This is a genomic window from Aquabacterium humicola (assembly GCF_030167915.1).
GTDB lineage: Bacteria > Pseudomonadota > Gammaproteobacteria > Burkholderiales > Burkholderiaceae_C > Pseudaquabacterium > Pseudaquabacterium humicola.
Map to the genome: position 1 here is coordinate 182,219 of NZ_JARGNB010000006.1, position 13,808 is coordinate 196,026.

Sequence of the window (13,808 nt, forward strand, 5' to 3'; positions counted from 1 at the left end):
CCCAGGAGACATGCGATGCCCGACCGACCGGCCCCCCCGACGAATGGCGCGCAGGCGCTGATGAAGACGCTGGTGGAGGCCGGCATCGAGGTCTGCTTCACCAACCCCGGCACCAGCGAGATGCATTTCGTCGCCGCGCTCGACAAGGAGCCGAAGATGCGCGCGGTGCTCACGCTGTTCGAAGGCGTGGCCACCGGCGCGGCCGATGGGTATGCCCGCATGGCCGACAAGCCGGCGGCCACGCTGCTGCACCTGGGCTGCGGGCTGGGCAACGGCCTGGCCAACCTGCACAACGCGCGCAAGGGCAAGGTGCCCGTCGTCAACATCGTCGGCGACCACGCCACCTTCCACGTGCCGCTGGACGCGCAGCTGCAGTCGGACATCGAGACCGTCGCGCGCAATGTCTCGCCCGGCTTCGTGCGCACGTCGCGCAGCACCGCCGAGCTGTGCCGCGACGCGGCCGACGCGGTCGCCGCCGCGCGTGGCCTGCCGGGCAGCGTGGCCACGCTGATCCTGCCGGCCGACGTGTCCTGGGGCGCGGGCGGCCAACCCTGCGCGGTGGCGCCCGTCACCGCGGCCCCGGTGGCCGACGACACGGCCGTCGCGGCCGTGGCCACCGCCATCCGCTCCGGCGGCAAGGTGGCGCTGCTGCTGGGCGGACGCTCACTTCGAGAGTCATCCCTGATCGCCGCCGCCCGCATCGCCGCGCACAGCGGCGTGGTGCTGCTGGCCGAAGTCTTCCCGACGCGGCTGACCCGCGGCGCCGGCTTGCCGGCGGTCGAGCGCATCGCCTACCTCGCCGAGATGGCCGGGGTGCAGCTGGCCGACCTCCAGCACCTCGTGCTCGTCGATGCCAAGGCGCCGGTGTCCTTCTTCGCCTATCCCGGCAAGCGCAGCCAGCTGGTGCCCGAGGGCTGCACCGTGCACACGCTGGCCACGCCGGCGCAGGATGCCGGCGCCAGCCTGCAGAAGCTGGCCGACGCGCTGGGTGCCGGGCATGCCGAGCCGCGGCTGCAGCCCGCGCTGCGCCCGGGCCGGCCGCGCGGCCGGCTCAGCGCGGCGAAGGTCTGCAAGGCCGTCGGCCACCTGCTGCCCGAGAACGCGATCCTGGTCGACGAGGCGATCACCTCCGGCCTGATGCTGTCGGTGATGACCGCCGGGGCGCCGCGCCACGACCTGATCACGCTGACCGGCGGCGCGATCGGGCAGGGCCTGCCGAACGCCATCGGCGCGGCCATCGCCTGCCCGGACCGGCCGGTGCTCGCGCTGGTGGGCGACGGCACCGCGATGTACACGATCCAGGCGCTGTGGACGATGGCGCGCGAACGGCTGCCTGTCATCTGCATCGTCTTCAACAACGCGTCGTACTCGGTGCTCAACGTCGAGCTCGAGCGCGTGGGCGCCGACGAGGTGGGCCCGAAGGCACGTTCGCAGCTCGACCTGCGCGGGCCGGTGCTGAACTTTGCGCAGCTCGCGCAGGGCATGGGCGTGCATGCGGTGCGCACCGATTCGGCGGACGAGTTCAGCGCGGCGCTCGAGTACGCGCTGGCCCAGCCCGGTCCGCACCTGATCGAAGCCGTGGTGCCCGAAGCGCTGTCCGGCGCCAAGCGCAGGCTGCTGCCGTGGCTGCTGCGCTCGATGCCGCGCCTGCCGCAGCCGGTGGCACGGGCGCTGAAGCGCAAAATCGCGCCCTGAGCATTCGACGGCGGCCCGCCTCGGGTCGCTGCGCTCGCCGAGGGATCCCAGGCGATGGTGATGCGCTGCAGCGGCTGCGGTTTCGAAGCCCCGCCGGCCTTTGCGTTCTGCCCACAGTGCGGGCAGCGGCTCGCGGGCGCGGCGGCGATGCCGGTCGGTGCCGTCGCCCCGGTTGCGCCCGCCCTCCCGGTCGCCCCGGTCGCCGCACCCGTCCCCAGCGTCGCGCCGGCCGACGCCACCGACGGCGCCGACCGCCGCCCGGTCACCGTGCTGTTCGCGGACCTCACCGGCTTCACCTCGCTGTCCGAGTCGCTGGACCCCGAGCACGTTCGCGCCTTCCAGAACGCGATGTTCTCGATGCTGGCGCAGGCGATCGAGCGCCATGACGGCTTCGTCGAGAAGTTCGTCGGCGACGCGGTGATGGCGGTGTTCGGCGCACCGGTCGCGCACGAGGACGACCCCGCGCGCGCCTTGGCCGCGGCGCTGGCGATGCAGCAGGGCATGGCCGCGCTCGCCGAGCGCTGGGCCGCGCGCCTGGGCCGCAGCGTGCAGCTGCACATCGGCGTGCATACCGGCCCGGTCGTCGCCGGCCACCTCGGCGCCGGCGCCGGCAGCGCCTACGCGGTGACCGGAGACACGGTGAACACCACCGCGCGGCTGCTGTCGGCCGCCGACCCGGGCACGGTGCTGGTGTCCGAGGTCACGCAGCGGCTCGCGAACCACCGCTTCGCCTTCGCGCCGCCGATCGAGCTCGAACTGCGCGGCAAGGCGCGCACGGTGCGTGCGCACCGCCTGCTGCAGCCGCTGGATCAACCGGGCAACGCGCGCGGGCTCGCCGCGCTGGGGCTCGCGGCGCCGCTGGTCGGCCGCGCGGACGAGCTGGCGGCGCTGCGAACGGCCTTCGACCGCATGCAGGCCGGCCGTGCGCAGCTGGCGGTGCTGGCCGGCGAAGCGGGCAGCGGCAAGTCGCGCCTGCTCGCCGAGTGGCTCGCGGGCCTCGGCGCCGACGGCCGGCTGGCGGGCCTCGCCGTGCGCCGCATGGCCTGCTCGTCGCTGGGCGAACCGACCTACGGCGTGTTCGCCGCGCTGTTTCGCGAGGCCTACCAGGTCGACCAGGCCGATTCGCTGGCCGCGGCCCATGACAAGCTCGATGCCGGCCTGCGTGCGCTGGGGGCCCTGCCCGACGAAGCGGCGTCGATCGCCGGCGTGCTGCAGCACCTGCTCGGGCTGGCGCCGATCGGCGCGGCCGACATCGATCCCGAACAGCTGCAGCGCCAGATCGGCCTGGCCGCCGTCGCGCTGGTCGAGCGCCGCCTGCAGCAGCAGCCGCTGCTGGTGATCGTCGAGGATCTGCATTGGGCCGACGCGGCGTCCGTGGACCTGCTCGGCGTGGTGCTGGACCGGCTGGCCGACCGGCCGCTGATGCTGCTGGCGACGCAGCGCCCGGAGGCGCGCAGCGTGCACGCACCGGCGGCCGGCGAGACCCGGCTGCCGCTGTCCGCGCTGCCGACCGCGCAGGCGCAGGCCCTGGTCGGCGCGCTGCTCGGCTGCGGCGCCGACGCGGCGCTGCAGGCCTTCGTCGCGCGGCGCTCGGGCGGCAACCCGCTCTTCGTCGAGGAGATCCTGCGCAGCCTGATCGCCGACGGCCGGCTGGCGCGCGATGGCGAGGGCTGCTGGCGCGGCGCGCCGTCGCTCGAGCAGGCCGACGTGCCCGATACGCTGCACGGCCTGCTGCTGTCGCGCATCGACCGGCTCGATGGCGCCGCGCGGCAACGGCTGCAGGTGGCCGCGGCGCTGGGGGCGGAGTTCGACGCCGCGCTGTGGCGGCAGGTGGGCGGCGCGCCCGCGGACGCCGCCGCGACGGCGCTGGCCGATGAAGCCGTCGATGCGCTGGTGCGCAGCGACCTGCTGCAGCCGGCGGGCGAGGGCCGCTGGCGCTTCAGCCATGCGCTGCTGCACGAGGTGGTCTACCGCAACCTGCTGCTGGCGCGCCGCACCGAGCTGCACCGGCGCATCGGCTGTGCGCTGGAGGCGGCGGTCGGGCCGGTGCCGCAGCGCCTGGCCGACCTGGAGGCGCTGGGCCACCACTGGAGCCTGTCGGACGAGCCGCGCAAGGGCGCCGGCTACCTGCTGTCGGCCGGGGAGCGTGCACGGGTGCTGTACGCGAACGACGACGCGATGCGGCACTTCGAGCGCGTGCTGCACACGCTGGGCGAGGAGTCGGCGCTGGCCGAAGCGCTGGCCGCCCGCGAGGCGCTGGCCGACCTCTGCGGCCTCGTCGGCCGCCGCGACGACGCGCTGGCGCACTACGGCGCCTTGCTCGCGCGGCGCAGCGACCGCGACGACCCCGTGCGCACGGCCCGCCTGCAGCGCAAGATCGGCGGCCTGCAGTGGGAAGCCGGTGAACGCGAGCGTGCACTGGCCTGCTTCGACGCCGGCCTGACCGCGCTCGGTGTCGAAGCGTCGCCCGTCGCGGCGATCGAACGCGGGTGGCTGCTGCAGGAGCGTGGCCGCCTCGCGTTCCGCGCCGGCGACCACCCGTCGGCGATCGCGCTGGCCGAACAGGCGCTGCGGTCCATCGCGGGCGTCGAGGGCCGCGATGCCGTCATGGTCGAGGTGCAGGCGCGCAACACGCTGGGCATCGCGCTCGCGCGCAGCGGCCGGCCCGCCGATGCGGTGGCGCAGATCGAGCGCAGCATCGCGCTCGCCGAACGCCACGAGCTGCTGCAGACGGCCTGCCGCGGCCACACCAACCTCGGCGTGCTGTACGCGTCGCTCGACCCGCCGCGCAGCATCGAGACCTGCCAGCGCGGCCTGGCGCTGGCGCGCCAGGTCGGCGACCTGGGCTTCCAGTCGCGCCTGTACGCGAACCTCGCGGTCGCCTACTGCGCGCTGACGAACCGCTGCGAGGCCGAAGGCATCGAGGCCGCGCAGGCGGCCGTTCAGCTCGACCGCCGGCTCGGGCTGCTGGACCACCTGGCCGTGCCGCTGATCGTGCTGGGCCAGATCGCGCAATGCCACGGCGACCTCGGCCAGGCGCTGGCCTGCTACCGCGAAGCGCTGGCGCTGGCCGAACGCATCGGCGAACCACAGCTGCTCTTCCCTTGCTACGATGGCCTGGCGACCCTGCATCTCGACGCGGGCGACCCGGCCCAGGCCGAGGCCTACCTGGCGCAGGCACAGGCGGTGTGCGAGCGCGCGGGCCTCGACCCCGACGCGCTGACGCTGCTGCCCTTCCTGTGCTGACCGCGCCGCGACGTCACCCGGCCGCGAAGGAGATCGTCATGTCGACCCCCGCACCCCGACCGCCCGTCGGCCCCGGCGAAGCGGCGCCACCGTTCGCGCTGCCGGCCGTCGCCCGGCCCGACCGCTTGGTCACGCTCGACGACTACCGCGATCAGAGCCCCTTGTTCCTGGCGCTGATGGTCGGGCTGTGGTGCCCGTTCTGCCGCCGCCAGCTGGTGCAGCTGGCCGCTGTCGACCAGAAGCTGAAGGCGCTGGGCGTGCAGAGCCTGGCGGTCGTCGCGACGGCGCCGGAGAACGCGCAGGTCTACTTCCGCTTCCGCCCGACGACGCTGATGCTCGCGTCCGACCCGGCGCTGGCCACGCACCGCGCCTATGGCGTGCCGAAGCCGGAGGTCACGCCGGCCCTGCTGTCGGAGATGGAGGCGACGCGCATCAACCCCTTCGGCGATGCGCCCGCGCCGATGGCGCCGAGCCAGCTCGGCGCCTGGATGCAGCAGCGCGACGGCTACCAGCCCACGCCGTCCGACCAGGGCGACGTCGACCGCCAGTGGCCGCAGCTGAAGGGCCAGTTCCTGATCGACCGCCACGGCATCGTGCGCTGGGCCTACATCGAATGCGCCACCGAGGGGCTGGCGGGCCTGGGCAAGCTGCCGACCGACGAGACGATCCTGGCCGCGGCGCAGTCGGTGCTGAATCCCCATTGAGCGCTGCAGGGGCATCGCCGACCGATCGCACAATGGTCCGATCGCGGGCACGGCGCCTGCAACGCCACCCGCCATGCCCGCGAACCTGCCTCTGCCTTTCCATCCGGCCGTCGCCGGCTGGTTCCTCGACCGTTTCGGCCAGCCCACCGAGGTGCAGGCCCGCGCCTGGGCGGTTACCACGCAGCACCGCCACGCGCTGATCGCCGCGCCGACCGGCTCGGGCAAGACGCTCGCGGCCTTCCTGTCGGCGATCAATGACCTGGTGGTCGAAGGCCTGGCGACCGGACGCGAGGGCCAGGGCACCGGCCTGGCCGACGAGGTGCACGTGCTCTACGTGTCGCCGCTGAAGGCGCTGTCCAACGACATCCGCAAGAACCTGCAGGAACCGCTGGCCGGCATCCGCGCGGCGCTGCAGGCGCAAGGCCTGCCCGACGTGCCCATCCGCGACGCGGTGCGCACCGGCGACACGCCGCAGGCCGACCGTGACCGCATGCGCCGCCAGCCGCCGCACATCCTGGTGACGACGCCGGAATCGCTGTACATCCTGCTGACCTCGGCCGCCGGCCGCACGATGCTGCGCTCGGTGAAGAGCGTGATCGTCGACGAGCTGCATGCGGTGGCCGGCAGCAAACGCGGCGCGCACCTGATGCTGAGCCTGGAACGGCTCGAGGCGCTCGCCGAGCGGCCGCCGGTGCGCATCGGGCTGTCGGCGACGGTGAAGCCGCTGGACGAGATGGCGCGCTTCCTGGTCGGCGCGCGCGATCCCGGCGCCGGCGGCGCGGTCGAGGTCATCGACACCGGCCACGCGCGCCGGCGCGACATCGCGCTCGAGCTGCCGCGCTCGCCGCTGGCGGCGGTGATGGCCAACGAGGTCTGGGACGAGATCTACGACCGCCTCGCCGAGCTGATCGCCCAGCACCGCACGACGCTGATCTTCGTCAACCAGCGGCGCGTCGCCGAGCGGGCGGCGCGGCACCTGGCCGAACGTCTCGGCGAAGAACACGTCACCGCGCACCACGGCAGCCTGGCGCGCGAGCACCGCCTGCAGGCCGAGCAGCGGCTGAAGGCCGGCGCGCTGAAGGCGCTGGTGGCGACCAGCTCGCTGGAGCTGGGCATCGACATCGGCGATGTCGACCTCGTCTGCCAGCTCGGCTCGCCGCGCGGCATCAACGCCTTCCTGCAGCGCGTGGGCCGTGCCGGGCATGCGGTGCGCGCGGTGCCGAAGGGGCGGCTGTTCCCGCTGTCGCTCGACGACCTGCTCGAGTGCAGCGCGCTGCTCGATGCGGTGGCGCGCGGCGAGCTCGACCGCATCCGCACGCCGCTCGCCCCGATCGATGCGCTGGCGCAGCAGATCGTCGCCGAGGTGGCGTGCCGCGAGTGGGGTGTGCAGGCGCTGTACGAATGCTTCGTGCGGGCGCAGCCCTACCGGCGGCTGTCTCGTGCGACCTTCGACGACGTGGTGCGCATGCTCGCCGAGGCCTACACCACGCGCCGCGGCCGCGCCGGCGCCTACCTGCACCACGACGCGGTCAACGGCATGCTGCGCGCGCGCCGCGGCGCGCAGCTGACGGCGGTCACCAACGCCGGCGTGATTCCCGACCAGTTCGATTCCGACGTCGTGCTGCTGCCCGAGGAGCACCGCGTCGGCACGCTGAACGAGGACTTCGCGTTCGAAAGCCTCGCCGGCGACGTGTTCCAGCTCGGCAATACCTCGTACCGCATCGTCAAGGTGGAGACCGGCAAGGTCTTCGTCGAGGACGCCAGGGGCCAGCCGCCGTCGATGCCGTTCTGGCTCGGCGATGCGCTGGGCCGCAGCGACGAGCTGAGCCAGGCGGTCGCGCGGCTGATGGAGAACGCCAGCGGCTGGCTCGGCGACGCGCGGGACGAGAGCGGCACTGTGCTGGTCGATAGCGAACGATGTGAGCGTCAGCTGCGCGACGAGCTCCACCTGCCCGAGCCCGCCGCCCGGCAGCTGGCGCACTACCTCGGCGCCGCCAAGGCCGCGCTCGGCGTGCTGCCGGGCGACCGGCGCGTGGTGATCGAGCGCTTCTTCGACGAGGTCGGCGACACCCACCTCGTGATCCATGCGCCGGCCGGCTCGCGCATCAACAAGGCGTGGGGGCTGGCGCTGCGCAAGCGCTTCTGCCGCCAGTTCAACTTCGAGCTGCAGGCCAGCGCGCTGGAGGATTCGATCGTGCTGTCGCTCGGGCCGACGCACAGCTTCGCGCTCGACGACGTCAAGCGCTACCTGCGCTCGGCCAGCGCGCGCGACGTGCTGGTGCAGGCGCTGCTCGACGCGCCGATGTTCGCCACCCGCTGGCGCTGGAACGCGACCGCCGCGCTGGCCGTCAAGCGCATGCGCGGCGCGCGCAAGGTGCCGCCGCAGTTCCAGCGCAGCGATGCGCAGGACCTGCTGTGCGTGGTCTTCCCGGACCAGGTGGCCTGCGCCGAGAACATCACCGGCCCGCGCGAGATTCCCGACCATCCGCTGGTGCAGCAGACGCTGCACGACTGCCTGCACGACACGATGGACGTCGACGGCTTCCTGCGGCTGCTGTCGCGCATCGAATCGGGCGACATCGAGGTGGTCACGCGCGAGCTGACGGCGCCTTCGCCGCTGTCGCTGGCGGTGCTGAACGCGCGGCCCTATGCCTTCCTCGACGACGGCGCGGCGGAGGAGCGCCGGACCAAGGCCGTTCGGCAGGGCGGGCTGCCGGACCTGCACAGCGCGGCGGACATCGGGCGGCTGAACCCGGAGGCGATCGCGCAGGTGCGCGACGAGGCGCGGCCGTCGATCGCGCACGCGGACGAGTTGCACGATGCGCTGGTCGTGCACGGTTTCCTGACGGCCGATGACGTGCGCGACGGCGGCGCCGAGGCGGTGGACGTGTGGATCGAGGCGCTGCAGGCCCAGCGCCGCTGCACCTGGCTACAGGCGCCGTCCGGCGCACCGCTGCTGGTGGCGGCCGAACGGCTGCACGAACTGCAGGCGGTGTTGCCGGGTGCGCCGATCCGGCCGCCGATCACGGCGGTCGGCGCGGTGCCGGCCGATGCCGGCGACGCGCTGCGCGAGCTGGTGCGCAACCGGCTCGAGATGCTCGGTCCGGTGACGCTGGCCGCGCTCGCGGCACCGCTGGGTCTGGCGCCCGATGCCGTGCACGGCGCGTTGCTGCGCCTGCAGGCCGAAGGCGCGGTGATGCAGGGGGGCTTCACCTCGGCGAGTGCCGACGAGTGGTGTGACCGGCGCCTGCTCGCCCGCATGCACCGCCATACCCGCGACCAGCGGCGTGCCGAGATCCGGCCAGTGACTGCTGCGCAGTTCATGCGCTTCCTGTTCCGCTGGCACCAGCTGAGCGGCGCCGACGGCCGCGCGGACGACATCGACGAGCGGCCCGACGGCGAGCCGGGCCTGCTGGCCGCGCTGCGCCGGCTCGAAGGTTTCGGCGCGCCGGTGGCCGCCTGGGAGGACGACCTGCTGGCGGCCCGCGTGCGCGACTATTCGCCGGCGATGCTCGACCGGCTGTGTGCGACCGGGCGGATCAGCTGGTGGCGGCCGGTCAGGGCGGTCGCCGCCGACAGCCCGCAGGAGGCCCGGCCGAAGTCCGGCCCGATCCGCGCGACGCCGGTGCTGCTGTGCGAGCGCGAGGCGCTGGTGCACTGGCAGCTGGCGGCGGCCGGCGAGTCGGTCGAAGGCGGGGAAGGCCCGGCGCTGTCGCCCAAGGCCGCGCGCGTGCTGGACGTGCTGCGCACGCAGGGCGCGAGCTTCTTCGCCGACCTGCTGCACGACACGCGGCTGCTCGGCACCGAGCTGGAGAACGCGCTGGCCGAGCTGGTGGCGCAGGGCCTCGTCAGCTGCGACAGCTTCGCCGGCCTGCGGGCGCTGGTGATGCCCGCCGACCGGCGCGACAAGCTGCGCCGCCGTCATCCGGGCCGCGACCCGGCGATGGACGATGCCGGACGCTGGTCGCTCGCGCGGCGGCAGCGTGCGGCGGTCGACGCACCGGGCGCGCTGGCCGATCCGCATGTGGAGCACATCGCGCGTGTGCTGCTGCGGCGCTACGGCGTGGTCTTCCGCATGCTGCTCGAGCGCGAGGACGGCCTGCCGCCGTGGCGCGACCTGCACTACGTGCTGCGCCGGCTCGAGGCGCGCGGCGAGATCCGCGGCGGGCGCTTCGTCGGCGGTTTCGCCGGCGAGCAGTTCGCGTTGCCGGAAGCGGCGGCGGCGCTGCGCGCGCTGGCGCGTGAACCGCGAGACGCCGGCTCGGCGTCGGTGGACGGGGCCGGCGACGGGCCCGGGGAGGCCGCCGCGCTCGAACGCGTGACGATCTCGGCCGCCGATCCGCTGAACCTCGTCGGCATCCTGGTGCCGGGCGAGAAGGTGCCGCGGCTGCCCGGCAACCGCGTGCTGTTCGAGCGCGGGGTGCCGGTGGCCGTCGAGGTCGGCGGCGACGTGCGCTACCTGAAGCCGCTCGACGCGGCGCAGCAGTGGGCGCTGAAGAACCTGCTGATCCGCCGCCAGCGGCCGGGCAGCCTGCTGCCGCCGGGGCGGTTGGCGCATTGAGCAGGCTTTCTAGTTAACGCATTGAATTACTGAGGCAGGCTTTCAATCGCCGTTTTGGTGTTGAAGTAGGTATTTTCCCGAGTCATCTTCATTCACTTACTGAACTACATTGACGGCAACAGGAGGCCGCATGAGCCACGTCTTCACGCCCGTCACCGAAGGTCCGCTCGCCGCGCTGGACCTGCTGCAGATCAGCACCGACGGTGCCGTCGCGCACATCCGGCTGAACCGCCCCGCCAAGCGCAATGCACTGAGCGATGCGCTGATCCAGCAGCTGCACACCGCCTTCGTCAACCTGCCCGCCGGCATCGGCGCGGCCGTGGTCAGCGGCGAGGGTGAACATTTCTGCGCCGGGCTGGACCTGGCCGAACTGGTCGAGCGCGACGTCGCCGGCGGCGTGCTGCATTCGCGCATGTGGCATGCGGCCTTCGACCAGGTGCAGTTCGGCCGCGTGCCGGTGGTCGCGGTGCTGCACGGCGCGGTGGTCGGCGGCGGGCTGGAACTGGCGGCCTCGTGCCATGTGCGCATCGCCGAACAGTCCGCCTACTACGGCCTGCCCGAAGGCCAGCGCGGCCTGTTCGTCGGCGGCGGCGGCTCGGCGCGCATCCCGCGCCTGATCGGCGTCGCGCGCATGAGCGACATGATGCTCACCGGCCGCGTGCTCGACGCCGCCGAAGGCGAACGCGTCGGCCTCGCGCAGTACCTCGTCGCCGACGGCGCTGGCCTCGCCAAGGGCATCGAGCTCGCGCGCCGCATCGCGACCAACTCGCCGATGTCGAACTTCGCGGTGATGCAGGCGCTGCCGCGCATCGCCGAGCAGTCGCAGAGCGAGGGGCTGTTCACCGAATCGCTGATGGCCGCGGTGGCCGAGAGCACGCCGGACGCGCAGGCGCGGTTGCGCGCCTTCCTGGAAAAGCGCGCTGGCAAGGTCGTGAAGGGCTGAGCATGGCCGCTCCTCGTTATCGCGATGCGAACGTCGGCGGCTGCGTCGCCGCCACCCTCGAACGCCGGGCCGACGGCAGCACGCTGCTGCGCTCGACGACGCCGCTCGGCGCGCATCCGCCGCGGCTGACCGATCACCTCGAACACTGGGCCCGCGAAGCGCCGCAGCGCACCTTCGCCGCCCGGCGTGATCAGGGCGGCGACTGGCGCCGCATCGGCTACGCCGAGATGCTGCAGCGCGTGCAGTCGGTCGGCCAGGCGCTGCTGGACCTCGGGCTGTCGGTCGAGCGGCCGCTGGTGATCCTGTCGGGCAACGACCTCGAGCACCTGACGCTGGCGCTCGCCGCGATGTGGGCCGGCATCGCGCACGCGCCGGTGTCGCCGGCGTATTCGCTGATCGCGCAGGACTTCGGCAAGCTGCGGCACATCGCCCAGACGCTGACGCCGGGCGCGGTCTATGCGGCCGATGCGTCGTACGGGCGCGCGATCGACGCGGTCTTCGACGGGCTGCCGGTGATCCTCGGCCAAGGCACGTTGGAAGGCCGGGCCAGCCTGGCGTTCGACGCACTGCTCGACACCGCGCCCGGTGAATCGCTGCAGCGCGCGCACGCGGCGGTCGGCCCGGACACGGTGGCCAAGTTCCTCTTCACCTCCGGCTCGACCAAGCTGCCGAAGGCGGTGCCGAACACCCAGCGCATGCTGACGGCGAACCAGCAGATGCTGCGCCAGTGCATGCGTTTCCTGGCCGACGCACCGCCGGTGCTGGTCGACTGGCTGCCGTGGAACCACACCTTCGGCGGCAACCACAACGTCGGCATCGTGCTGAGCAACGGCGGCACGCTGTACATCGACGACGGCAAGCCGACGCCCGCGGGCATGGCCGAAACGCTGCGCAACCTGCGCGAGATCTCGCCCAGCGTGTACTTCAACGTGCCCAAGGGCTTCGAGGAGATCGCGCGTGCAATGGACGACGACGCGGTGCTGCGCACGACGCTGTTCCGCGAGGTCAAGGCCTTCATGTTCGCCGGCGCCGGCCTGGCGCAGGCCGTGTGGGATCATCTCGACGCGCATGCCGAGGCCACCATCGGCGAGCGCATCCGCGTGATCACCGGCCTCGGCATGACCGAGACCGCGCCCAGCTGCACCTTCGCGGTCGGCACCGACGTGCGCGCCGGCTGGATCGGGCTGCCGGTGCCGGGCGTCGACGTGAAGCTGGTGCCGCTCGGAGACAAGACCGAGATCCGCTTCCGCGGCCCCAACGTGATGACGGGTTATTGGCGCGCCCCCGAAGAGACCGCCGCGGCCTTCGACGATGAAGGCTTCTACTGCACCGGCGATGCCGTGGTCGGCGTCGACCCGGCCGACCCGACGCGGGGCCTGATGTTCGACGGCCGCATCGCCGAGGACTTCAAGCTCTCCAGCGGCACCTTCGTCAGCGTCGGCCCGCTGCGCGCGAAGGTGCTGGCGCTGGGCGCCCCGATGGTGCAGGACTCGGTGGTCGCCGGGCTGAACCGCGACGACATCGCGCTGCTGGTGTTCCCGCGCCTGGAGGACTGCCGCCGCCTCGCGGGCCTCGACGCGGGCAGCGCCGCGCCTGCTGTGGTCCGGCATCCGGCGGTGCGCCACTTCTTCCAGCAGCTCGCCGACCGCCTCTGGCACGAGGGCACCGGCAGCGCGAACCGCGTCGCCCGCCTGCACGTGCTCGCCGAGCCGCCGTCGCTGGAGGCCGGCGAGCTGACCGACAAGGGCTCGATCAACCAGCGCGCGGTGCTCAAGCGCCGCGCCTCGCTGGTCGACGCGCTGTACGAGGGCGCGGACCCGCTGGTCATCCTGCCCAACCGCTGATCACGAGGAGACACGCATGAAGATCGAAGGCCATGTGGCGATCGTCACCGGCGGCGGCTCGGGGCTCGGCGCGCAGACCGCGCGCGGGCTGGCGGCGCTCGGCGCGAAGGTGGCGGTGCTGGACATCAACGGCGATGGCGCCGAGCGCGTGGCCGGCGAGATCGACGCCGACCGCGGGAACCGCGCCATCGGCCTGCGCTGCGACATCACCGACGAGGCCAGCGTCGAGGCCGCGCTGGCCGCCGTGCGCGAACGCTTCGGCCCGGTGCGCCTGCTGATGAACGTCGCCGGCATCGGCAGCGCCAAGCGCATCGTCGGCAAGGACGGCCGCGCCGCGCCGCTGGCCGACTTCCGCCGCGTCATCGAGGTCAACCTGATCGGCACCTACAACGTCGCGCGCCTCGTCGCGGCGCAGATGGCCGCGCTGGAGCCGCTGGCGGACGGCGAACGCGGCGTGATCGTCAACACCGCGTCGGTCGCCGCCTTCGACGGCCAGGTCGGCCAGGAAGCGTATTCGGCGTCCAAGGGCGGCATCGTCTCGATGACCTTGCCGATGGCGCGCGACCTCGCGCAGCACGGCATCCGCGTCGTGACGATCGCGCCGGGGCTGTTCCTGACGCCGCTGGTCGCCGAGCTGCCCGAAGCCGTGCAGGCGTCGCTGGCCGCCAGCATCCCGTTCCCGCAGCGCCTGGGCAAGCCCGAGGAATTCGCGCAGCTGGCGGCGGCGATCGTCGAGAACGTCGCGCTCAACGGCGAGGTGATCCGCCTCGACGGCGCGCTGCGCATGGCGCCGCGCTGATCCCGCGTTAGCGACA

General features: G+C 73.3%; 7 protein-coding genes. All 7 read left to right on the top strand.

The genetic code is table 11. The features are described from left to right. The first annotated feature begins 15 nt into the window (after positions 1-15). The 7 genes from P1K89_RS24110 (at position 16) to P1K89_RS24140 (ending at position 13,792) form a co-directional block, all read left to right on the top strand. Complete coding sequence (locus P1K89_RS24110; protein WP_284619065.1) at positions 16-1,695, top strand: acetolactate synthase large subunit; 1,680 nt, start codon at positions 16-18, stop codon at positions 1,693-1,695. A gap of 147 nt (positions 1,696-1,842) precedes the next feature. Further along, positions 1,843-4,941: an ATP-binding protein gene (locus P1K89_RS24115; protein WP_284619066.1), complete on the top strand. Its 3,099-nt coding sequence runs from the start codon at positions 1,843-1,845 to the stop codon at positions 4,939-4,941. A gap of 38 nt (positions 4,942-4,979) precedes the next feature. Beyond that, a complete protein-coding gene (locus P1K89_RS24120; RefSeq protein WP_284619067.1) occupies positions 4,980-5,645 on the top strand; it encodes a redoxin domain-containing protein in 666 nt (221 codons plus the stop codon). 73 nt (positions 5,646-5,718) lie between these two features. Further along, complete coding sequence (locus P1K89_RS24125; RefSeq protein WP_284619068.1) at positions 5,719-10,206, top strand: DEAD/DEAH box helicase; 4,488 nt, start codon at positions 5,719-5,721, stop codon at positions 10,204-10,206. Positions 10,207-10,336: 130 nt separating this feature from the next. Then, positions 10,337-11,149, top strand: a complete 813-nt coding sequence (locus P1K89_RS24130) for a crotonase/enoyl-CoA hydratase family protein (protein ID WP_284619069.1) — start codon at positions 10,337-10,339, stop codon at positions 11,147-11,149. Between the two features lie 2 nt (positions 11,150-11,151). After that, entirely contained in the window at positions 11,152-12,993 is a 1,842-nt protein-coding gene (locus P1K89_RS24135) for a feruloyl-CoA synthase (RefSeq protein WP_284619070.1), read from the top strand. 16 nt (positions 12,994-13,009) lie between these two features. After that, the gene (locus P1K89_RS24140; protein WP_284619071.1) at positions 13,010-13,792 is read left to right on the top strand and encodes an SDR family NAD(P)-dependent oxidoreductase; all 783 of its coding nucleotides are present in this window, start codon (positions 13,010-13,012) and stop codon (positions 13,790-13,792) included. Positions 13,793-13,808: the final 16 nt, after the last annotated feature.

Excerpts from the sequence above, each read along its gene's own strand:
- P1K89_RS24110 (WP_284619065.1), top strand. The coding sequence starts at position 16 with ATGCCCGACCGACCGGCCCCCCCGACGAATGGCGCGCAGGCGCTGATG.
- P1K89_RS24115 (WP_284619066.1), top strand. The coding sequence starts at position 1,843 with ATGCCGGTCGGTGCCGTCGCCCCGGTTGCGCCCGCCCTCCCGGTCGCC.
- P1K89_RS24120 (WP_284619067.1), top strand. The coding sequence starts at position 4,980 with ATGTCGACCCCCGCACCCCGACCGCCCGTCGGCCCCGGCGAAGCGGCG.
- P1K89_RS24125 (WP_284619068.1), top strand. The coding sequence starts at position 5,719 with ATGCCCGCGAACCTGCCTCTGCCTTTCCATCCGGCCGTCGCCGGCTGG.
- P1K89_RS24130 (WP_284619069.1), top strand. The coding sequence starts at position 10,337 with ATGAGCCACGTCTTCACGCCCGTCACCGAAGGTCCGCTCGCCGCGCTG.
- P1K89_RS24135 (WP_284619070.1), top strand. The coding sequence starts at position 11,152 with ATGGCCGCTCCTCGTTATCGCGATGCGAACGTCGGCGGCTGCGTCGCC.
- P1K89_RS24140 (WP_284619071.1), top strand. The coding sequence starts at position 13,010 with ATGAAGATCGAAGGCCATGTGGCGATCGTCACCGGCGGCGGCTCGGGG.